The sequence below is a fragment of the Streptomyces sp. NA04227 genome (genome assembly GCF_013364195.1).
In the GTDB taxonomy this organism is placed as follows: Bacteria; Actinomycetota; Actinomycetes; order Streptomycetales; family Streptomycetaceae; genus Streptomyces.
Window position 1 is genome coordinate 542,076 of the sequence record NZ_CP054918.1, and the last position, 20,758, is coordinate 562,833.

Here is a 20,758-nt window from a genome sequence, read left to right on the forward strand (position 1 = left end):
CACCGCACCCTCCGGCCGGGTCCGGCACCCTCAGGCGTCTCTGCTGCGCAGCGCCCACCACCCGGCGAGCAGCGCCGCGGTCGACCAACAGGCACAGACCGCGAGCCCGGTCCAGGGCCCGAGTGAGCCCTCCGTCTGTCCGTACAGGATCTGCTGTCCTGCCCGGTCCGGCAGGAAGTCCGCGACGTTTCCCGACATGTCGCCGACCACCATCGAAACGATGAGGATGAACGGGATGAGCATGCTGAGTACGGCCACCGCGCTGCGCAGCAACACCGTGAGTCCGGCGGCCAAGAGCGCCATCAGGGACAGATATATGCCGCCGCCGAAGCATGCCCGCACGGCACCGTCCTCGCCGAGGTCCAGAGCGTACTCCCCGAGGAAGGCCTGTCCCGTAAGGAAGGAAGCGAAGCTGGTGAGCACGCCCGTGAGCAGTGCGGAGCCCCCGATCACGGTCATCTTCGAGAGGTAGAACAGGCTCCGGCGGGGCACCGCGCCCAGCGAGACCCGCAGGGCGCCGCTGAGGTACTCGGAGGACACCGCGGTGGCGCCGAAACTGATCGCGGCGATCTGCGCGAAGTTCATCGCGTAGAAGGCGTTGAAGAGGGCGTCGCCCGTCGCGTCCTCGGCCTCGGCGCGGCCGACGGTGGCGTACACGAGGAGGGTGACGGTCACCGTCGCCGCGAAGACGGCGATCAGTGAGCCGTAACTGGCGCGCACCGAACGGATCTTGATCCATTCCGCGTGCGCGACCGCGAGGAAGGACATCTCAGTTCTCCGTTCGGGTCGAGGAGGCGAATTCCGCTTCCTTCTCGGTGAGGGCGAAATAGGCGTCCTCCAAGGACGCTGTGTCGGTGGCGAGTTCGAGCAGGGGTGCTCCGGCCTCGGCGGCCAGTTGCCCTATCTCTCCCGCATCGGCGCCGGAGATGCGCAAGGTGCCGTCCTCGGTCTCCAGTGCGGTGTGTCCGGCACGGGCCAGGGCCGGGCGCAGCCGGTCCGGCCTGGAGGTGCGCAGGCGTACGGCGCTCTCGCCATGGGTGTGCAGGAATTCAGCCATGGGCGCGTCGGCGAGGAGTCTGCCGCGCCCGAGGACGACGAGATGGTCGGCGTACCCGGCCGTCTCGTTCATCAGATGACTCGAGACCAGTACCGTCCGGCCCTCGCGGGCCAGCCGTCTCAGCAACTCCCGGATCCAGACGATGCCTTCGGGGTCGAGGCCATTGGCGGGCTCGTCGAGTATCACGACCTCGGGGTCGCCGAGCAGCGCGGCCGCTACACCCAGGCGTTGGCGCATCCCCAAGGAGAAGGTCTTGATGCGGCGGTCGGCCGCGGAGGCTATCCCGGACTCTTCCAGGACCGCGTCGACTCTGGTCCGGGGCAGTCGGTTGCTGACGGCGAGGGCGCTGAGGTGCCGGTACGCGCTGCGCGAGCCGTGCGCGGCCTGGGCGTCCAGGAGTGCGCCGACGGTGCGGAGCGGTTCGTCGATGTCGGTGTAGGCGCGGCCGCCGACCGTGGCCGACCCCGAGGTGGGGCGGTCGAGGCCGAGGACGAGGCGCAAAGTGGTGGATTTTCCGGCGCCGTTGGGGCCGAGGAAGCCGGTGACCCGGCCGGGCCGCACCTGGAAGGTGAGGTCGTCCACCGCTCGCTTGTCACCGTAGCGCTTGCTGAGCCGGGAGACGTCGATAGCGGTCATGGCTCAAGCCTCGCGGGCTCTCGGCCTCGGCACCTCCCTCCACCGTGGGCTCTTTCTCCCTCGCTCGGGGGAAGTCGACGACCTGGGCATTTGCGAGGATGACGGCATGTCCGCACTCCTGCGACCGCTGTTCTCGGCGGTCACCTTCACCCGTTGGCTGCACATGCTGGTCGGCTCCTTCTTCGCCTTCCTCTGCGCGGCGGTCTACCCGGGGCTGGTCGGGCTGTCCGGTGCCCAGTGGGCGCTGATCCTCGTGGTGCCGATCCCGGCGCTGCTGCTCGCCGCCCTGGTGCCCGCCGTGCGTCTGGCCGAGGGGATCCAGGCGCGGGTGATGCTGTTCCCCGGCGCGCACGCCCCCGGCAAGGGCGCGGGGGTGGACCCGGACATCGCCGCGGCCCCGTCCGCCTCGCGAAGCGACCGGGCCCGTACGGCGCTCTGGCTGGTCCTGCGCCTGGAGGTGGGCTGCCTGGTCGCCCTGTGCACGGGCCAGGCGGGTGCCCTCACCCTCTCTTTCGTCGGCGCGGCCTCGGGTGCGCCGGGTGAGGCCGAATCCTGGATCAAACCAAGCGGTTCCCATTGGGCGTACGCCTTCCTGATACCGCTGCCTCCGCTCGTCCTGACCGTCGTGGTCGCCGTGTTGGGTGCCGGTATGGCGGCGGCTGCCCGCAGACTGCTCGGGCCCTCGCCTCGGGAGCGTCTTGCCGCACTGGAACAGCGCACCGAGCAACTTCTCGAACGGCACCGCATCGCAAGGGAGTTGCACGACTCGCTGGGCCACGCGCTGAATGTGGCGGTGGTGCAGGCCGGTGCGGCACGCGCGATCGACGACCCGGAGTTCACCGACCGGGCGCTTGCCGCCATCGAGGAGACCGGCCGCACGGCACTCGACGACCTGGACCGCGTACTGCGGACCCTGCGGGCGCACGACAGGGCGCCGGTCCCGCATCCGGCCCTGCACGAGGCGGAGTCACTGCTCGACTCCGCCCGTGCGGCGGGCGCGGAGGTGCGCGCCGAGTTCACCGGGGCCCTCGACACCCTCCCCGGCCCGCTGTCCCGCGAGGCGTACCGCATGCTCCAGGAATCCCTCACCAATGTGCTGCGTCACGCCGGACCGGTGCCGGTGCGCGTCCGGGTCAGTGCGGGGAGCAGACGCCTGGAGCTCGATGTCGACAACCCGCTCGGAGTGGCCGAGGACAGCGGTGGCCGTAGCGGCTCGGGGCTGCGGGGCATCCGCGAGCGGGCAGAACTCCTGGGCGGGCGGGCCGAGTTCGGGCCGAGGGACGGACGCTGGCAGGTCAGCGTCCGGCTTCCGCTCTCGTGACCTACGCTGATCCGATGCCGCACACCGTCCTGTTGGTAGACGACGAACCGCTGGTCCGCGCCGGTCTGCGGGCCGTCCTCCAGGCGGCGGACGGCATCGAGGTGGTCGGTGAGGCGCAGGACGGCGCTTCGGTGGTCCCGCTGGTGCGCCAACTGCGCCCCGATGTGGTCGCCATGGACGTACGGATGCCGCTGATGGACGGCATCGAGGCGACGCGTGCTGTACTGAAGACGGTGCCGGAGCCGCCGAAGGTCCTGGTGATCACGACGTTCGAGGAGGACGAGCTCGTCTACGAGGCCCTGCGCGCGGGCGCCGCGGGCTTCCTCCTCAAGCGGGCGCGGCCCGCCGAGATCGTGCACGCGGTGCGCCTGGTGGCCGAGGGCGACTCGCTGCTGTTCCCCGCCGCGGTGCGTTCGCTGGCGGCCCGCTACGCGGCACGGTCCGAGGCCACACCCGCCGTCCTGCCGGGTTCACAGCTCACCGAACGCGAGGCGGAGGTCCTGCGGTTGATGGCGCGCGGGCTGTCCAACGCGGAGATCGCCGCCCAACTCGTCCTGGGCACCGAGACGGTGAAGTCCCATGTGAGCGGCGTACTCGCCAAGCTCGGCGCCCGCGATCGCACACAGGCGGTCATCGCCGCCTATGAGTCCGGCTTCGTCACCCCGGCCTGACCATGTCAACAGACGGCGCGCAGCACTGTCGGCCCGCACGGGGCTCGGCGTCACACGCCCGCGAGCGACAGCAGCTTGTCCGGGTCGCGCATGAGGTACACGCACTCCACCCGCCGGTCGACGACGTCGAGTTGCAGCGCCGCGTCCATTACGCCGCCCTGTTCGACGACCATCCCTGGGCCCCCGTTGAGTTCGACCAGACGGGCGCGGGGCGGCGAGTTCGGCCGGGTGCGGCCTCCCAGGAGGAAATAGGCGATCCGGTCGGCGGTGCGGACGAGTCGCCGGGGTGCACCGCCCCTGGCGCCGCTGTCCTCGATGAGCCGCGCGCCCGGAGCGAGGAGCGCGAGCAGGCCCTCCCGGTCGCCGTCGGTCGCGGCGGCGAGGAAACGCTGGGTCATCACACGCCGTTGGAGGGGATCGGCATCGCGCGAGGGACGCCGTTCCTCCACGTGTCGACGGGCTCCCCTCGCCATCTGCCGTACCGCGGACTCGGTGCGGTCGAGGGTGGCCGCGATGTCCGCGAACGCAAACCCGAAGGCCTCCCTGAGCACGAACACCGCACGCTCCGGAGGCGACAGCGATTCGAGGGCCACGAGCACCGCCAGCGAGACCGAGTCGGCGAGCAGCGCACGCTCGTCGGTGTCGGGGGTGGCGGCACCGTAATCGGTCACCAGCGGCTCGGGCAGCCAGGGCCCTTCGTACGCCTCCGTGCGGGACTGCAGCTGCCGCAGCCGGTCGAGGGCGCGCCGGACGGTGATGCGCACCAGGTAGGCGCGAGGTTCGCGTGCCTCGCAGCGGTCGCTGCCGGACCAGCGGAGCCAGGCGTCCTGGACCACATCCTCCGCGTCGGCCACCCGGCCGAGCATCCGATAGGCGACCCCCATGAGAACGGGGCGGTACTCCTCGAAGACGTCGGTAGCAGTCTCGATGGCCACGGACTCCATCCCAGCCCACGACCGTCACCGTTGTCCAGGCACGCTACCCGGCGAATATCCGGGAACTACCCCCGGCGGAGTGCCCCCTGCCACACTATGGACCCACCCCGGGCACTACCCACCAGTAGACGGTACTGACAAACTGTCTACCCCCTGTCCGCGCCGCAGTCCGTACCGATGCCGAAGTCCGTACCGACGGCGCCACCGATCCCAGCGCCGAGGAGTCGCATGCCCGCCACAGCCTCGTTCACCGTTGAATCTCCGCGCGGTCCGCAGACCGCCAGCATCACGTACGACCGCTTCGGCAGCGGCGAGCCGCTTCTGCTCCTGCACGGCATCGGGCATCACTGGCAGGCCTGGGAGCCGGTGATTCCGGCGCTCAGCGCGCAGTACGACGTGATCGCCGCGGATCTGCCCGGGTTCGGAACGTCGCCCGGTCTCCCGGACGGACTCGACTACGACCTGCCGACCATCACGCGGGTCCTCGCCGCCTTCAACCGGTCCCTCGGCATCGAGCGCCCGCACGTGGCGGGCAACTCCCTGGGCGGGCTGATCTCCCTGGAGCTCGGCCGCCAGAAGGAGGTGCGCTCGGTGACCGCACTCGCGCCCGCCGGTTTCTACTCCGCGGGCGAGCTGATCTACGCCTCGCGCACCCTGCGGGCCATGCGCTTCGGCGCCCGTAACCTGCCGCTGTCCATGATCGAGCGCCTGTCCCGCTCGGCGGCGGGCCGCTCGGCTCTGGCGAGCACCATCTACGCCCGCCCCGGCCGCCGCGCGCCGGAGGCCGTCGTCGCGGAGACGCTCGCGCTGCGCAACTGCATCGGCTTCATGCCGACCCTGGCGGCGGGCCACGACCTGCGCTTCACGGACGCACTCGCGGGCCTGCCGGTGACGATCGCCTGGGGCAACAAGGACCGCATCCTCCTCCCCCGCCAGGGCATCCGCGCCAAGCGCCTCATCCCCGACGCCCGCCTGATCCGCCTCCCCGGCTGCGGTCACGTCCCGATGAACGACGACCCGGCCCTGGTGGCCCGCGTCATTCTGGACACCGTCGCCCGATAGCGCCCGGCAGGACCCCACGCGCGGTCGCCCGGCCCTGGAGGCAATCGCCCGGGCCGGGCGGGGAGCGGGAGCTGCTGCGGCGGCGGATCGGGCGTCGATCGCTCCGTTGCGAACTGGGCGGTGTTGTCTGCCTGTTGCTTCGTTGGCCCGTTGCCCTTTGGCCGGTCAGTCCGTGTCGTGCGGCGGAGTCTCCTCGTCCGTCGGCTGATGGTCGGCCCAGACGTAACTCTCGGGCAGCAAGTCGGTGATGGTGACGGTTCGCAGGCGCTCACCCTGGCCGACGACGACCTTGAGGGCCGGGAAGTAGTCGAGCAGGACCTGACGGCACCGGCCGCAGGGCGGTACGACCCCTCGGCCGCGGTCGCCCACGGCGACGATCGTCTCCAGCTCGTAGGCACCCTGCGCGGCTGCCGCACCGAGGACGACCAGCTCGGCGCAGGGGCCGCCCGTGAAGTGGTACGCGTTCACGGCGGTGACGATCCGGCCGTCCACTGCTCGGGCCGCGGCTGCCATGGTGTGGTTGTCGCCGCGGCAACGCGTACGGGCGACGTGCGCCGCTGCCTGGACGAGTTCGTGATCGACAGGGTGGGTCTGTGTGGTCATCTGCTCCGCCTTCGTGGGGTGTCAGGCGACGTTGGCGCGTGGGCCGAGGGGGTGCAAGTGAATATCGACGGTGTGCTTCCCGCCAGTTCTCGGATGGGCTGACCGACGAGGGCGGGCCGCCGTCGAGCGAGTTGGCCGTCCTGCACGACCGGACGGCCGATCTCCCCCAGCGTCCCGCTGCGCTCCCGGCACGTGTGTGGACAGTGTCCGGATCGCAGCCCCTCCCTCCACGGCGCCACGCACCGGGCGACCAACGTCCCCTACCGTGACCCGCCATGACCGCCCCCGCCACTCCCCCACTCCTGCGTCAACCCGCCTTCCTCGCACTCCTCTTGGCCCGGGTGGTCTCGGTGCTCGGCAACGGGTTCGCTCGGGTGGCGCTCGCATTCGCCGTGCTGGGGTTGCCCGGCACCGGGCCCGGGACGCTGTCCCTGGTGCTGGCCTGTCAGGCGCTGCCCCAGCTCGCGTTCGTGCTCTTCGGCGGAGTGCTCGCCGACCGGATGGCCCGCGCGCGGGTGATGATGTCGGCCGACGTGGTGGGGGCCGGGGCGTACGCGGCGCTTGCGGCGCTCGTGCTCGCCGACCGGGCGCCGGTGCCCGCGCTGTGTGCGCTCGCGGTGGTCGCCGGTTCCGCCACGGCCCTGTTCGCCCCGGCCATGGAGGGCATCGTCCCGCTCCTGGTCGAACGCGACCGACTGCAACGGGCCAACGGGCTCCTGCGGATGGCGACCAACACCTCGCTGGTACTCGGTCTGGCCCTGTCCGGAGTGACGGTGGCGCTGGTCGGAGCGGGCTGGGCGCTCGCCCTCAACGCCGCGTCCTTCGTGGTCAGTGCCGCTCTCACCGCCCTCCTGCCCACCAACAGTCGTACGGCGAAACGACGTTCGGGCTGGGCCGAACTGCGGGAGGGCTGGCGGGAGTTCGCCGGGCGGCAGTGGCTGTGGGCGGTGGTCTGCCAGTTCACGGTGGTCGTGGCCGCGCTCAACGCGTTTCTGGGGGTGCTCGGACCGCTCGTGGCCGAGGAGCGGCACGGCGGGGCGCGGGCGTGGTCACTACTCGTCGCCGCGCAGGCACTCGGCACCGTCGCAGGCGCCGGTCTCGCCGCCCGGTTGCGGGTGCGCCGTCCGGTGCTCGTCGCGGTCCTGGCGACGTTTCCGTACGCACTGCCGCTGCTGCTGCTCGGGACCGCGACTCCGCTGTGGGTCACGGCCTGCGCCATGTTCGTCTCCGGCGTCACCGGCGACGTCTTCGCGGTGCTGTGGTCCACCACCATCCAGCAGCGGGTGCCGGAAGCGGCACTGTCCCGGGTCGCCTCCTACGACCTCTTCGGCTCCCTCGCCTTCGCCCCGCTCGGACTCCTGTGTGCCGGTCCGCTCGCGCAGCTCACCGGCACGTCCGGCGCGCTCGTCGGCTGCGGCGCGGCCATCGTCCTGGCCACCTCCGCCGCGCTCCTCGCACCACAGGTACGCGCACTCACCACGCTCCCGACCGCCCCCGGTCCCGGCCCGGCGACCGGCGTCCCGCTACGCCCCTCCGCCCCGGCCACCGAAGCTTCTCCCCCACCGACTGAGACAGCCACGTGAAGGGACTGGACGCGGCGGGCGAGCCCCACGCATCGCGAGCCGCGCCAAGGCCGTTCGGGAGCCGGTCGTGCGCCCGCCCCGCCTCACTCGTTGTGCCACCCCCGCCGGCACAACACCAGCCGATAGCCATCAGGGTCCTCGACCGTCACACCCCACTCGTTCCAGTACGGGTTCGGGGACAGCACCCGCCGACCGCCGTGGGCCTCCAGCCGGGCCACCGCCTCCTGGGGCACCTCTTCGTCGACGTAGAGCACGAGCAGGTCCTCCTCGGTGGGCTGCGGCGTGACCGGGTGGTCCGGCTCGTGGACGAGTTCCAGGTGCCAGGCTGCGCCGGGCCAGCCGAGCATCAGCAGGTCGTGCTCACCCGGTTCGGTGCCGCCCTGTGTCCGGAACTGCACGCTGAGCCCCAGCCCCTCCCGCCAGAACTTCTCCGCCGCGGCGAGGTCACGGCTGGGGCGGGCGATACGCACATGGCTGGTGGCGTCGAGGGGCATGGCTGCTGGTCCTGCCTTTCACTGCGAGCGGACGGCGTACCGGGTGACGCCGCCGCACAAGAACGGGCACCCGGTTACCCGGGGCTTCCACAATCTATGCGGCGCCCTCCGCGCACGGCATCGGCCGTCCGGCCCGGGACCTTCGGCCCAGCCGGTCTGCGTCTCAAGTTCCATGGCCCGTTGTTCACTTGGGGTTCGAGGTCGTTCTTCACGCGCGCTGCGGGCCCGTTGTTCCCGCGCGGTGCGGGTCCGTTGTTCACTTGGGGTTCGTACGGGCGCCTCGGCGTCCACGTAGGTGTAGGCGTGCACCGTGGCCGGATTCGGCCGGTTCATCCTTGGAGGCGTCCGCATGTCATTCCGTTCGTCGCTCCCCGCGCCCGGCCGTCGCAGTGTCCTGCGCGGTTCCGTCGCCGCCTCGGCCGGGCTCGCCCTGCCCACGCTCGGCGCCGCGGCCCCCGCATTCGCCCGATCCGGGCGGCCCGCCGCCAGTTGGGGTGTGCAGACCGGTGACGTCACGACGGACTCCGGGCTCGTCTGGGTCCGCTCGGACCGGCCCGCCCGGATGATCGTGGAGACCTCGGCGACGGAGTCGTTCCGCAATCCGACCCGGGTGCGCGGGCCGCTGCTCGGCCCCGACACCGACTTCACCGGTACGACGCGTCTTCGCGGGCTGCCGTCGGGCGAGCGGATCCACTACCGGGTGCTGCTCGCGGACCCCGACGACCCGCGCCGTACCGGCGAACCGGTGACCGGCCACTTCAGCACCGCTCCGTCCCGTCGTCGCCAGGACGTCCGCTTCGTCTGGTCCGGGGACATCGCGGGCCAGGGCTGGGGCATCAACCCCGAACTCGGCGGCTTCACCGTCTTCGAGGACATGCGCCGCCTGGAACCCGACTTCTTCCTGTGCAGTGGGGACAACATCTACGCGGACGGCCCGCTGACCGAGACGGTCGCCCTGCCCGACGGCCGGATCTGGCGCAACCTCATGACCGAGGAGAAGGCGAAGGTCGCCGAGACCCTCGCCGAGTACCGGGGCGTCTACCGCTACAACCGTCTCGACGCCAACCTGCGCGCCTTCTCGGCCGAGGTGCCCACCATCGTCCAGTGGGACGACCACGAGGTCCGCAACAACTGGTACCCGGGGCAGATCCTGGACGACGAGCGGTACACGGAGAAGGACGTCGACGTCCTCGCCGCCAGGTCTCGGCGCGCCTTCGGCGAGTACTACCCGCTGTCCACGCTGCGGCCCGGCGGGCAGCAGGACCGTGTGCACCGCGTATTGCGGCACGGCCCGCTGCTCGACGTGTTCGTCCTGGACATGCGCACGTACCGCAACGCCAACTCCACCAACCGGCAGGCCGATGACACCACCGGGCTGCTGGGCGCCGAGCAACTCGACTGGCTGAAGCGTGAGTTGGCGCGTTCGCGGGCGGTGTGGAAGGTGATCGCGGCCGACCTGCCGCTGGGCATCGTGGTCGCGGACGGCAAGACGAACTACGAAGCCGCGGCGCAGGGCGACCCCGGCGCACCGCTCGGCCGAGAGCTGCAGATCGCCGAACTGCTGCGCTTCATCAAGCACCGTCGTATCACCGGCACGGTCTGGCTGACCGCGGACGTGCACTACACCTCCGCCCAGCACTACGACCCCTCGCGCGCCGCGTTCAAGGACTTCGCGCCGTTCTGGGAGTTCGTCTCGGGGCCGCTGGCCGCGGGCAGCTTTCCGACCGTCGCGCTGGACGGCACGTTCGGGCCCGAACAGCCCTTCCTCAAGGCCCCGTCGAAGGCGAACGTCTCCCCCGCCGAGACGCCGCAGAACTACGGCGAGGTCGAAATCGACGGCGCCAGCGGCGAGTTGACGGTCCGGCTCCGCGAGGAAGGCCGTGTGCTGTTCACCAAGGTGCTGCAGCCGGGTCGCGTCGGTCAGTAGGTCGGCGAGTCGGCAAGTCGGCAAGTCGGGAGGGTGGCGAGCACGGGCGGAGCGGGGCGTTCACACGCTCGACGACCGGGCTCCCACCCGCCCCGCCAAGCACGGTACGTACAACCGAAGTTGCCGCCGTCCGGGGACATGAGGCAAGGCATGTTCCCGGACCGGCGCAAAGGTTCGGCAAAGCGCTGAAATTTGGACAGATCCATGCTTTACCAGTCAGACACAAGACGTTCGTGATCACGCAACACCATTCCTTCACAGTGGCATGCATGACTCGACAGCTGTCTGACACGACGCCTCAACCCCGCCCGTCCCGCGGTTTCTCCGCCCTCGCGACGCTGCGTTCGTGGTGGCCACGTCGCCATGAACACGCCCCGCCGACAAGCCATACCGAGGCCCGGCCCGCCTCCTCGGAGGCGACCGGGCAGCACGGTCCCGCAGCGTCCGCCTCCGGGGCGGCGGCCGAGCGCACGCTCTGGCGACTGCGGACGACCGTGCGCGACACCCCCGGTGCCCTCGCCGCCGTATGCGGAGCGCTGGCCGAGCGCGATGTCGACATTCTCAGCCTGCAGACCCACCCGCTGGCCGAGGGCACCGTGGACGAGTTCCTGCTCCGCGCGCCGGTCGACGTGTCGGCCGGCGAACTGACCGAGGCCTTGGCCGCAGCCGGGGGCACCGACACCTGGATGGAGCGGGCGGACACCCACGATCTGGTGGACGCCCCTACGCGGATCCTCTCGCTCGCCACCCGTACGGCCCTCGACGCGGCCGAACTCCCGTTGGCGCTGCGGCAGTTGCTGGGTCGGTGCACGATCCGTTCGGTACCCACCAAGTCCGGGAGCGGTGACGGCGGGGAAGCGCCCGTGGACTCCTTCGACGGCACGGTCATGTGCCTGGACACCGGGCAGGGCGGCACGTTGGTCATCGAGCGGCCCCAACTACCCTTCACGCCCACCGAGTTCGCCCGGGTGCGCGCGCTCGTCCAGCTCGACACCCTGCTCGGCCCCCGGCTGCCCGAGGGACGGCAGACCCTGTCGCTGCCGCGTGGCGCCGAGGTCACGCTGCGCCGGGCCGACACCTCCGACGTGCCCGCGGCCAAGGAGATGCACGAGCGCTGCTCCGACCGCACGCTGGCGCTGCGGTACCACGGGCCGGTCGGCGACGCGGACCGCTATCTGAACCATCTGCTGAGTCCGCGCTTCGGCCGCACGCTCGCCGCGGAGACCGCTTCGGGGCGCATCGTCGCCCTCGGTCATCTGCTGTGGGACGGCGACGAGACCGAGATCGCCCTGATCGTCGAGGACGAGTGGCAGCGCCGCGGACTCGGCGGCGAACTGCTCGGGCGGCTGGTGGCGATGGCCGTGCAGGCAGACTGCGCGAACGTGTACGTGGTGACGCAGTCCTCGAACTCCGGGATGGTCGCCGCGATGCGCGGCCTCGGCCTCCCCCTCGACTACCAGGTCGAGGAGGGCACCTTGGTGATCACCGCGACGCTCGGCGCCACCCCGGAGTCCGTGCCGTCCCCCGTCGGCCAACTGCACGGGCCGGGCGGGACGGCGACTCAGGCCTGAGCTGCCTCCCGGACCGGCTCACCCCGCCCGGCGGACCTGTTAGACGTGCCTTCCCGGACCGGGCCGAGCGCCCGGTCCAGGTCGGACCACAGGTCCTCCACGTCCTCCAGGCCGACCGACAGCCGCAGCAGTTTGTCGCTGACGCCCGCGGATTTGCGGTCGCCCTCGTCGACTATGCGGTGGCTGATCGAGGCCGGGTGCTGGATCAGGGTGTCGACGCTGCCGAGGCTCACCGCGGGAGTGACGAGCCGTACCGCCGAGATGACCTCGTGCGGCATGCCGTGCACCTCGAAGGCGACCATGCCGCCGCCGATCCGCGGGTAGTGCACCCGGGAGACCCGCGGGTCCTCGGCCAGCCTGCGGGCGAGTTCGGCGGCGGTACGCGAGGCCTCCTTGACGCGCACCGGAAGGGTCGACAGACCGCGCAGCAGCAGGTATCCGGCCAGCGGGTGCAGTACGCCGCCGGTGGCGAAGCGGACTTGGCGCAGCTTGCGGGCGAACTCCTCGTCGCAGGCGATCACACCGCCGAGGACGTCGCCGTGCCCGCCCAGGTACTTGGTCGCACTGTGCAGGACCAGGCGCGCCCCGCTCTCCAGCGGGCGCTGGAGCACCGGCGTGGCGAAGGTGTTGTCGGCGAGCAGCGGCACCGAGCCGCAGCTGTGGGCGAGGGCCCGCAGATCGAGTTCGGCGAGCGTGGGGTTGGCCGGGGACTCGACCATCACCAGGCCGGTCTCGGGACGGATGGCGTCGGCGACGCCCGCCGGGTCCACCCAGGTCACCTCGGAGCCCAGGGCGCCCGCGGTCAGCAAGTGGTCGCTGCATCCGTACAGCGGACGCACCGCCACCACGTGCCGCAGCCCGTCGCCGAGCCGGGCGAGCAGAACCGCGGTGAGCGCCGCCATACCGCTGGCGAAGGCGACGGCCGCCTCGGCGCCCTCCAGCCTGGCGAGCGCACGCTCGAAACGGGCCACCGTCGGATTGCCCAGCCGCCCGTAGACCGGCGGGCCGTCGAGCTCGGCGCCCTCGGCGGCGAAGGCGTCGATACGGGCGGCCTCGCCACGGCTGTCGTAAGAGGGGTAGGTGGTGGACAGATCGAGCGGCGGGGCGTGCAGTCCGAGACCGGCGAGGTCCTCGCGGCCGGCGTGCACGGCTTCGGTGGCCAGGGCCCGGGGTGCGGGCGCGGCGTCCATGGCATCGAGTCGGAAGTCCATGGCCACAGCCTGAACAGCGACCCGGGCCCTGGCCGAAAATCCCGTGTTACGTTCGGCCGGTGACTGAATCCGTCGTACTGGACCCGGTCGACCTGCACATTCTGCGCCTGCTGCAGAACGACGCACGGATGACGTACCGCGACCTCGGGGCACAGGTCGGCGTCGCGGCGTCGACCTGTCTGGACCGGGTGACCCGGCTACGGCGTGCCGGGGTGATCCTCGGCCACCGTCTCCAGGTCGACCCGGCGCGGCTCGGCCGCGGCCTTCAGGCGCTGCTCTCGGTGCAAGTGCGGCCCCACCGCAGGGAGTTGGTCGGCCCCTTCGTGGACCGTGTCCGGGCGCTCCCGGAGGCGCTGACCGTCTTTCACCTCACCGGGCCCGACGACTACCTGATCCATGTCGCGGTGGCCGACGCGGCCGATCTGCAACGGCTCGTACTGGACGAGTTCACCGCGCACCGGGAGGTGGCCCGGGTGGAGACCCGGCTGATCTTCCAGCAGTGGGAGTGCGGGCCGGTCATGCCGCCCGGCGAATGAACCGCGGCAAGAACCCTCCCGGGCAAGGGGTTTCCTGATGACGGGACGGCGGCGCCCGTACGAGGATGTCCGCATGTCCGAGACCAAGAACCCCCCGCTGCCCCGTGCGCTCGCCGACACCTACGTCGACGAACTCGTCGCCCTCGACCCGGCCACCGGCACCTACCTGGGTGTGCCCGAGAGTTCGAGCAGGCTGCCCGACCACTCACCGCAGGGGCAGGAGGAGATGGCCGAGCTCGCCCGCCGCACCCTCGGCCGTCTCGACGAGTCGGAGCGTGCCGAGGGCGCGGACACCGATGTCGAGCGCCGGTGCGCGCGGCTCTTGCGCGAGCGTCTTGAGGCGGAGCTGGCCGTGCACGAGGCCGACGAGGGCCTGCGCGCGGTGAGCAATCTGAGCTCCCCCGCGCACTCCACCCGGCAGATCTTCACACTGACCCCGGCCGACACCGAGGAGGACTGGTCCGCGCTCGCGGAGCGGCTGCGTGCCGTGCCGCGCGCGCTGGAGGGCTACCGCGAGTCCCTGGCGCTCGGTCTGGAGCGCCGCCTGCCCGCGGGGCCGCGCGCCACCGAGACCTTCCTCGGCCAGTTGGCCGAGTGGTCCGGGGCCAAGAGCGGCACTGGCTGGTTCGAGGAGTTCGCCGCCTCCGGGCCCGACTCGCTGCGCACGGAACTCGACACCGCCGCGCGCGGCGCCACCGAAGCCGTGGGCTCGCTGCACGACTGGGTCCGCGACGTCTACGCCCCGGGCGTGGCCGGTGCCCCGGACACCGTGGGACGCGAGCGCTACGCGCGCTGGGTGCGCTACTACAACGGCACCGACGCCGACCTCGACGAGGCCTACGCGTACGGCTGGTCGGAGTTCCACCGCATTCTCGGCGAGATGCGCACCGAGGCCGAGAGGATCCTGCCCGGAGCGAGCACGCCCTGGGTGGCACTCGCGCACCTGGACGAGCACGGCAGTCACATCGAGGGCGAGGACCAGGTCCGCGAGTGGCTGCAGGGCCTGATGGACGAGGCGATCGCGAAGCTGGACGGCACCCACTTCGAACTCGCCGAGCGGGTACGCCGGGTGGAGTCGCGCATCGCCCCGCCCGGCAGCGCCGCCGCCCCGTACTACACCTCGCCCTCCGAGGACTTCTCCCGCCCCGGACGCACCTGGCTGCCGACGATGGGGCAGACCCGCTTCCCCGTGTACGACCTGGTGTCGACCTGGTACCACGAGGGCGTCCCCGGCCACCACCTCCAGCTCGCGCAGTGGGCGCACGTCGCCGACAGCCTCTCCCGCTACCAGGCGAGCGTCGGCATGGTCAGCGCGAACGCCGAGGGCTGGGCACTGTACGCGGAACGGCTCATGGACGAGCTGGGCTTCCTCTCCGACCCCGAGCGCCGCCTCGGCTACCTCGACGCGCAGATGATGCGCGCGGTGCGGGTCATCGTGGACATCGGCATGCACGTGGGCCTGCGCATCCCCGACGACTCCCCCCTCGCACCGGGCGAGTTGTGGACCCCGGAGCTGGGTGAGCGCTTCCTCGGCGCGCACAGCAGCAGGCCCGCCGACTACGTGGAGAGCGAACTGACGCGGTATCTGTCCATGCCGGGCCAGGCCATCGGCTACAAGCTCGGCGAACGCGCCTGGCTGCGCGGCCGCGCGCTGGCCCGCGAGCGGCACGGTGCCGCCTTCGACGCGAAGTCCTGGCACATGGCGGCGCTCTCCCAGGGCTCGCTGGGCCTGGACGACCTGGTGGACGAGATCTCGCGGCTGTGAGGGCCGCCAGGTGTCCGGCCGCGCTTCGGCGTGCGGCCGGACACCGGGCGGGTTGGTTCAGCAGCCGCAGTCCTCGTCGTCGACGGGCATGGTCAGCGGGTCGGCCGGGCGGCGCTCCTGGCCCTCGGCGGTCTCGTAGGCGAAGCCCTCGCGCACCCAGTACTCGAAGCCGCCACGCATCTCCTTGACCTGGTAACCGAGTTCGGCCAGTGCCAGCGCGGCGCGTACGCCGCCGTCGCAGGCCGGGCTCCAGCAGTAGGTGACCACCGGCGTCGCGGGGTCCAGAAGCCGTCCGGCCTGCTCGGGTATCAGGGCGGTGGGCAGGTGCAGCGCGCCGGGCACGTGGCCCTGGTCCCAACTCCGGGTGGAGCGGGTGTCGATGAGCGTGAAGCCGGGACCGGTCGCCGAGGCGAGTGCGGCGGCGACGTCCGAGACGTCGGTGTGGAAGGCCAGGCTCGCCCGGAAGTAGGCCGCCGCCTCGGCGGCGGGTGCGGGCGGCACGCGCAGTACCGGGTTCGCGGCGGCCGGACGGTGGTCGACGGCGGACGGGACGGTCTCGGTCACAGGAATTCTCCTCCCAGCGGTACCGGTCACCCCCGCTCCGGGAGCGACCGGCTTCTGACAGGAAATCTAAGCGGGATACGCGGACAACTGAAGGCATGATCCCCGGCATACGCATTGAACTTCCGTGGATTCCCCTGCTACTTCTGGGGCATGACCGTGAATCCACCGGACGCCACCGACTGGCACATACTCGAGGTTCTGCAACGCGACGGCAGGGTCAGCTTCGCCGAACTCGCCCGCGCGGTCGCGATGTCGCCGAGCGCGGTCACCGAACGCGTGCGGCGCCTGGAGGAGTCGGGCGTCATCAAGGGGTACGCGGCGGTCGTGGACCCCGAACGCGTGGGCTTCGCCATCCTGGCCTTCGTCCGGCTGCGCTACCCGCACCCCAACTACAAGCCCTTCCACGAGCTGGTCGCCGCCACCCCCGAGATCCTCGAAGCCCATCATGTGACCGGCGACGACTGCTTCGTCATCAAGGTCGCGGCCCGGTCGATGAGCCACCTCGAGGAGATCTCCGGGCGGATCAGCACCCTCGGCTCGGTCACGACCAGCGTGGTGTACTCCTCGCCCTTGCCCCGACGGGCCGTCGAACGGTCGACGCTCGCCGATTCGTGAGCCGAGGGCTCAACCCCCTGGATTGGACGTCAGTCCGGAGCGCCGCGCAGCTTCGCCACCGATCCGGTGCGCTCCTTGACCACTTCCAGCCGGGTGTGGACGCGCCGCCGGAGATCCGCGACATGGCTGACGATCCCCACGCTGCGCTCCCGTTCGCGCAGTGCGTCGAGGACGTCCATCACCTCGTCCAGGGTCTGTTCGTCCAGGCTGCCGAAGCCCTCGTCGATGAAGAGGGTGTCGAGCCGGACGCCGCCCGCCTCCTCGGTGACCACATCCGCGAGACCCAGTGCCAGCGCGAGCGAGGCGAAGAAGGACTCACCGCCGGAGAGGGTCGCGGTGTCCCGCTCGCGGCCGGTCCAGGCGTCGACGACGTGCAGGCCGAGTCCCGAACGTCCGCGTCCGCTGCGGTCGTCGGAGTGCACGAGCGTGTAGCGCCCCGACGACATACGCCGCAGCCGGGCCGTGGCCGCGGCGGCGACCTGTTCCAGCCGGGCGGCGAGCACGTACGACTCCAGGCGCATGCGCCGCTCGTTGTCCGCGGAGGTTCCGGCGGCGAGCGCGGCGAGATGGGCCACGCGGTCGTACTCCTGGCGCAGCGGCCCGAGTTGGCGTACCGAGGCGGTGGCGCGTACGGAGAGCCGGTCCAGTTCACGGCAGCGTTCCCGGGCGGCGTCGGCCGAGGAGGCGGCCCGTCGCGAGCGGTCGGCCGCCGAGCGCAGCGCGGCCTCGGCCCCGGCGGGGTCCGCGGGCGGCAGGCATTCCGCGCGGATGGTCTCGGGCTCCGCGAGGACGGAGCGTACGGCGGCCTGTTCGCGCTGCCGGTCGTCCAGCCGGTGCTGGAGTTCGCGGTGGGCGGCGTCGGTCAGAATCGCCTCGGCCGCCTCGCTCGGGGTGGGGAAACCGGCACGGAAGGCCTCGTCGGCGACGCGCGCGTCGGCGTCCTTGAGCCGGGCCGCGGAATCCGCCGCGAGACGGGCCGCCCCGGCCGCCTCGTCGAGCCGGGCGCCCTGCGCCGCGAGTTGGCGGGCACGCGCGTCCACGCTGCCCGCCTCGCCCCGGGCCTGGCTCAACTCCTCGTCCAGGGCCGCCTGTTCACGGCCGAGGGCGTCCCGGAGCGAAGCACGCGAGGCGGCGCGCTCGGCGACGCCCTGACGCTGTGCGCGCCTGCGTTCGTGCTCCGCCTCCGCGTGGGCCAGGGCCTCGCGGGCGGAGTGCAGTCCGGAGGCGAGCGCGCGGGTCCGGTCGTACTCCTCGTGAGTCTCGCCGTACTCCTCGGTGAGCCGCTCCAGGGCTTCGTCGCCCGCGGCCGCCGTGGCGGCGGCGAGGCTCTCCCGCAGGACGGCGAGGTGGCCCTCGGCCGCCGCGCGCGCTTCCTCGGCACTCCGGTGCGCCTCGAGCGCGGCCTCCTCCGCGGCGCGGTCCACATGGCCCGGCGCCTTGCGGGCGGGCTCGGGGTGGGTGGGTGAACCGCAGACCGCACACGGCTCGTCCGGCCGCAGTCCCTCGGCGAGTTCGGCCGCGAAGTGGGCCAGGCGCTGCTCCTTGAGCGCGAGCCAGCGCTCATGGGCGGTCGCCGCCTCCTCACGCGCCCGGGTCAGCTCCGCCCCGGCGGCCGCCGCCTCGCCGGTCAACTCCTCGCGCCGCTGGGCCGCCTGCACCCGGGCGCGTACGGAGTCGAGCCGTCCGGCGAGCTGTTCGGTACGGGCCACCGCCTCCTGGCAGCGTTCGACCCCGGCGCGCAGCGTCTCGGACTGCCGGGGCCAGCCGTCCAGCCAGCCGTCGAGTTCGGCCAGCGCCTCGCCGTCGGCGTGCTCCTGGCGTTCCAGCAGGTCCCGCTCGCGGGCGACCTCGGTGCTGCGTCGCTCGGCCCGCCGCGCCGCGTCGAGCGCGCCCAGTTCCTTGGCCACCGCCTGTGCGGCCGCGGCGAGTTCGTCCGCTCCGGCCTCGGCGAACCGGCCCGGCAGCAGTGCGCGGGCCCGTGCCTCGGCATCGGCGCCCCGTCGGTGCGCGGCCGCCGCGGACTCCCGCAGGGACAGCACGGGCGCCACCCGCTCGGCCTTGCGGCCACGGGCCAGACGTTCCTCGACCCGGCGGTGCTCCTCGGCCCGCTCGGCCAGGTTCCGCTCCCCGGCCCGCGCCTCCTCCGCGCGCTGCTGCAGCCGCGCCAACTCCCTTGCCTCGTCCAGGCGTTGAGTCGCCTCCTGGCGGGCCTGCTCGGCGGTGTCCAGTGCGCAGCGGGCCTGGGTCAGGTGTTCGCGTGCGCCGCTGCGGGCCTGGGCGGCCCAGGTCAGGACCTCGGTCGCGAGCCCGGGGTCGCCGGGCGCGGCTTCGGTCAGCGGTACCTCGGCCGCCGGGCCCGCCTCCTGCTGCATCCGGTGGGCCTCGGCCAGGAGTCCGATGTCGGCCTTGCGCACCGCCGCCTCGGCGGCCCGACGCCGGTCGGCGAGTTCGCGTTCCACCGCGGCGAAGCGGCCGGTGCCGAAGAGACGGCCGAGCAGCTTGCCGCGGGTCTCGGCATCGGAGCGCAGGAACCGCGCGAAGTCCCCCTGTGGCAGCAGGACCACCTGGCAGAACTGGTCCCGGCTCATGCCGAGGAGCTGGGTGATCTCCTCGCCGATCTCCTGATGCGAGCGGCTCAGCGCCTTCCAGCCCTGCCCGTCGAGCTCCCGCAGAATTCCGGTCGCTTTGTCGACAGTGGTACCCGCGCCCCGCTTCTTCGGCCGTTCCCACGGGGGCTGCCGGGTGATGTCCAGACGCCGCCCGGCCACCGTGAACTCCAGGCCGACCGTGGTGCGCAGCGCGGCCTGGGCATGATCGCTGCGCAGCGTCATGCCCTGGCCGCCGTGGCGGGCACCGGGCACCGCCCCGTACAGCGCGTAGCAGACGGCGTCGAGTACGGAGGTCTTGCCCGCGCCGGTCGGTCCGTGCAGCAGGAACAGGCCCGCCGAGGCGAGCGCGTCGAAGTCGATCTCCTGGGTGGTCGCGAACGGCCCGAAGGCCGACAGGCTGAGCCGGTGCAGCCTCACCGGGCCACCTCCCGCAGCGTCTCCTCGGCGCGCACCGCGTCGAAGGCGTCCCGCAGCACCAGCCGTTCCGCCTCCTTCGGCTCGCTGCCGCGCACATGGGCGACGAAGTCCTCCGCGACCTCCTGGTCGCTGCGCCCACGGAGCCGCTCCGCGTAGGAGACCTCCGGCTCGGCGTCCCTGCCCTCGGGCGCGAAGACCAGGGTGAGGGTGTGCGGGAAACGCTCGGACAGGCGCGCCATCGGGTCGGCGGGGCGCTCCGGGTCGGTGAGAGTGGCCTCGATCCAGTCGCCCTCGTGCCCGGACAGCCGTGGATCGGCGAGGAGTTGCTCGAGCCGTCCGCTGATCCGCGCGAGCCCGCGCGGTACGGGTGTGTCCACGCGCACGGCCGAGACGGCACCCGCGGCATCCAGGTCGACCAGCCACATGCCCTTGCGGTGCTCGCTCTCCGAGAAGGAGTACGCGAGCGGGGAACCGGAGTAGCGCACCCGCTCCGTCAGCGTCTGGCTGCCGTGCAGGTGGCCGAGCGCCACGTAGTCGACGCCGTCGAACACGGCGGCCGGTATCGAGGCGACGCCGCCGACGGTGATGTCGCGTTCGCTGTCGCTGATGTGTCCGCCGGTCACGAAGGCGTGCGCGAGGACGACGGACCGGGTGCCCGGCGCTCTGCCCGCGAGGTCCGCGCGGACCCGGTCCATGGCGCCCGTGAGCACCGCCTCATGCCCGCTCGTGCGCACCCCGAACTCCGCTTTGACCAGGGCGGGTTCGAGGTACGGCAGGCCGTAGAAGGCGACCGGGCCGTGCGCGTCGGACAGCAGCACCGGCTCGCCGCAGTGGGCGGGGTCGGTGCGCAGATGGATGCCCGCGTGCCCCATCAGGCCCGCGCCGACGCCGAGTCGGCGCGCCGAGTCATGGTTGCCGGAGATCATCACGGTGGGCACACCGAGGTCCGCGAGGCGGTGCAGCGCCTGGTCGAAGAGCTCCACGGCGGCCAGCGGCGGCACGGCTCTGTCGTAGACGTCGCCCGCCACGAGCACCGCGTCCACGCCCTCGCTGCGCACCACCTCGACCAGGTGGGCGATGAACTCGGCCTGGGCGCCGAGCATGCTGACGCGGTGGAAGGACCGGCCCAGGTGCCAGTCCGATGTGTGGAGCAACCTCATGATCCCGACCCTAGCGGGCGG

Annotated in this window: 18 protein-coding genes; 9 read left to right on the forward strand and 9 right to left on the reverse strand. The window is 72.2% G+C overall.

The annotated features are described in order from the left end of the window. Positions 1–30 precede the first annotated feature (30 nt). Positions 31–768, reverse strand: a complete 738-nt coding sequence (locus tag HUT18_RS01965; RefSeq protein ID WP_176097222.1) for an ABC transporter permease — start codon at positions 766–768, stop codon at positions 31–33. A 1-nt stretch (position 769) separates the two neighbouring features. Next, positions 770–1,693 (reverse strand): ABC transporter ATP-binding protein, encoded by a 924-nt coding sequence (locus HUT18_RS01970; protein ID WP_176097224.1) that lies wholly within the window; start codon positions 1,691–1,693, stop codon positions 770–772. A 106-nt stretch (positions 1,694–1,799) separates the two neighbouring features. On the opposite strand from HUT18_RS01970, the gene HUT18_RS01975 reads away from it, so the two are divergent. Continuing rightward, on the forward strand, positions 1,800–3,014 hold the full coding sequence (locus HUT18_RS01975; protein WP_176097226.1) for a sensor histidine kinase: 1,215 nt from the start codon (positions 1,800–1,802) through the stop codon (positions 3,012–3,014). A 14-nt stretch (positions 3,015–3,028) separates the two neighbouring features. Further along, positions 3,029–3,685 carry a response regulator transcription factor gene (locus HUT18_RS01980; RefSeq protein ID WP_176097227.1) on the forward strand — a complete coding sequence of 219 codons (657 nt, stop codon included), beginning with the start codon at positions 3,029–3,031 and terminating at the stop codon, positions 3,683–3,685. A 50-nt stretch (positions 3,686–3,735) separates the two neighbouring features. Here the strand turns inward: HUT18_RS01980 and HUT18_RS01985 are convergent, their stop codons facing one another. Further along, a complete protein-coding gene (locus tag HUT18_RS01985) occupies positions 3,736–4,620 on the reverse strand; it encodes a sigma-70 family RNA polymerase sigma factor (protein WP_176097229.1) in 885 nt (294 codons plus the stop codon). A gap of 228 nt (positions 4,621–4,848) precedes the next feature. On the opposite strand from HUT18_RS01985, the gene HUT18_RS01990 reads away from it, so the two are divergent. Continuing rightward, complete coding sequence (locus HUT18_RS01990) at positions 4,849–5,682, forward strand: alpha/beta fold hydrolase (protein WP_176097231.1); 834 nt, start codon at positions 4,849–4,851, stop codon at positions 5,680–5,682. 165 nt (positions 5,683–5,847) lie between these two features. On the opposite strand, the gene HUT18_RS01995 is transcribed toward HUT18_RS01990, so the two are convergent. Further along, positions 5,848–6,285 carry a cytidine deaminase gene (locus HUT18_RS01995; RefSeq protein WP_176097233.1) on the reverse strand — a complete coding sequence of 146 codons (438 nt, stop codon included), beginning with the start codon at positions 6,283–6,285 and terminating at the stop codon, positions 5,848–5,850. Positions 6,286–6,560: 275 nt separating this feature from the next. On the opposite strand from HUT18_RS01995, the gene HUT18_RS02000 reads away from it, so the two are divergent. Continuing rightward, the gene (locus tag HUT18_RS02000; protein WP_176097235.1) at positions 6,561–7,868 is read left to right on the forward strand and encodes an MFS transporter; all 1,308 of its coding nucleotides are present in this window, start codon (positions 6,561–6,563) and stop codon (positions 7,866–7,868) included. A gap of 83 nt (positions 7,869–7,951) precedes the next feature. Here the strand turns inward: HUT18_RS02000 and HUT18_RS02005 are convergent, their stop codons facing one another. Beyond that, entirely contained in the window at positions 7,952–8,362 is a 411-nt protein-coding gene (locus HUT18_RS02005) for a VOC family protein (protein ID WP_176097237.1), read from the reverse strand. A 349-nt stretch (positions 8,363–8,711) separates the two neighbouring features. Between HUT18_RS02005 and HUT18_RS02010 the strand changes: the two genes are divergently transcribed. Both HUT18_RS02010 and HUT18_RS02015 read left to right on the forward strand, forming a co-directional pair. Beyond that, positions 8,712–10,289 (forward strand): alkaline phosphatase, encoded by a 1,578-nt coding sequence (locus tag HUT18_RS02010; RefSeq protein WP_176097239.1) that lies wholly within the window; start codon positions 8,712–8,714, stop codon positions 10,287–10,289. Between the two features lie 269 nt (positions 10,290–10,558). Next, positions 10,559–11,860, forward strand: a complete 1,302-nt coding sequence (locus tag HUT18_RS02015; RefSeq protein WP_176097241.1) for a GNAT family N-acetyltransferase — start codon at positions 10,559–10,561, stop codon at positions 11,858–11,860. Here HUT18_RS02015 and HUT18_RS02020 read toward each other — a convergent pair. After that, positions 11,851–13,071, reverse strand: coding sequence for a PLP-dependent aspartate aminotransferase family protein (locus HUT18_RS02020; protein WP_176097243.1), 1,221 nt, complete (start codon positions 13,069–13,071; stop codon positions 11,851–11,853). The two genes, HUT18_RS02015 and HUT18_RS02020, sit on opposite strands and share 10 nt — an antisense overlap. A gap of 59 nt (positions 13,072–13,130) precedes the next feature. Between HUT18_RS02020 and HUT18_RS02025 the strand changes: the two genes are divergently transcribed. Then, positions 13,131–13,607 carry an Lrp/AsnC family transcriptional regulator gene (locus tag HUT18_RS02025; RefSeq protein ID WP_176097244.1) on the forward strand — a complete coding sequence of 159 codons (477 nt, stop codon included), beginning with the start codon at positions 13,131–13,133 and terminating at the stop codon, positions 13,605–13,607. Positions 13,608–13,680: 73 nt separating this feature from the next. Beyond that, positions 13,681–15,372 carry a DUF885 domain-containing protein gene (locus HUT18_RS02030; RefSeq protein ID WP_176097246.1) on the forward strand — a complete coding sequence of 564 codons (1,692 nt, stop codon included), beginning with the start codon at positions 13,681–13,683 and terminating at the stop codon, positions 15,370–15,372. A gap of 57 nt (positions 15,373–15,429) precedes the next feature. On the opposite strand, the gene HUT18_RS02035 is transcribed toward HUT18_RS02030, so the two are convergent. Then, a complete protein-coding gene (locus HUT18_RS02035) occupies positions 15,430–15,936 on the reverse strand; it encodes a rhodanese-like domain-containing protein (RefSeq protein WP_176097248.1) in 507 nt (168 codons plus the stop codon). A gap of 150 nt (positions 15,937–16,086) precedes the next feature. Here HUT18_RS02035 and HUT18_RS02040 point away from each other — a divergent pair, with 150 nt between their 5' ends. Beyond that, positions 16,087–16,551, forward strand: coding sequence for an Lrp/AsnC family transcriptional regulator (locus tag HUT18_RS02040; RefSeq protein ID WP_176097249.1), 465 nt, complete (start codon positions 16,087–16,089; stop codon positions 16,549–16,551). A gap of 29 nt (positions 16,552–16,580) precedes the next feature. Here the strand turns inward: HUT18_RS02040 and HUT18_RS02045 are convergent, their stop codons facing one another. Together HUT18_RS02045 and HUT18_RS02050 are read right to left on the reverse strand one after the other, a co-directional pair. Next, positions 16,581–19,577, reverse strand: coding sequence for an AAA family ATPase (locus tag HUT18_RS02045; RefSeq protein ID WP_176097251.1), 2,997 nt, complete (start codon positions 19,575–19,577; stop codon positions 16,581–16,583). Further along, complete coding sequence (locus HUT18_RS02050; protein ID WP_176097253.1) at positions 19,574–20,737, reverse strand: exonuclease SbcCD subunit D; 1,164 nt, start codon at positions 20,735–20,737, stop codon at positions 19,574–19,576. Before HUT18_RS02050 ends, HUT18_RS02045 begins: the two co-directional genes overlap by 4 nt. Positions 20,738–20,758: the final 21 nt, after the last annotated feature.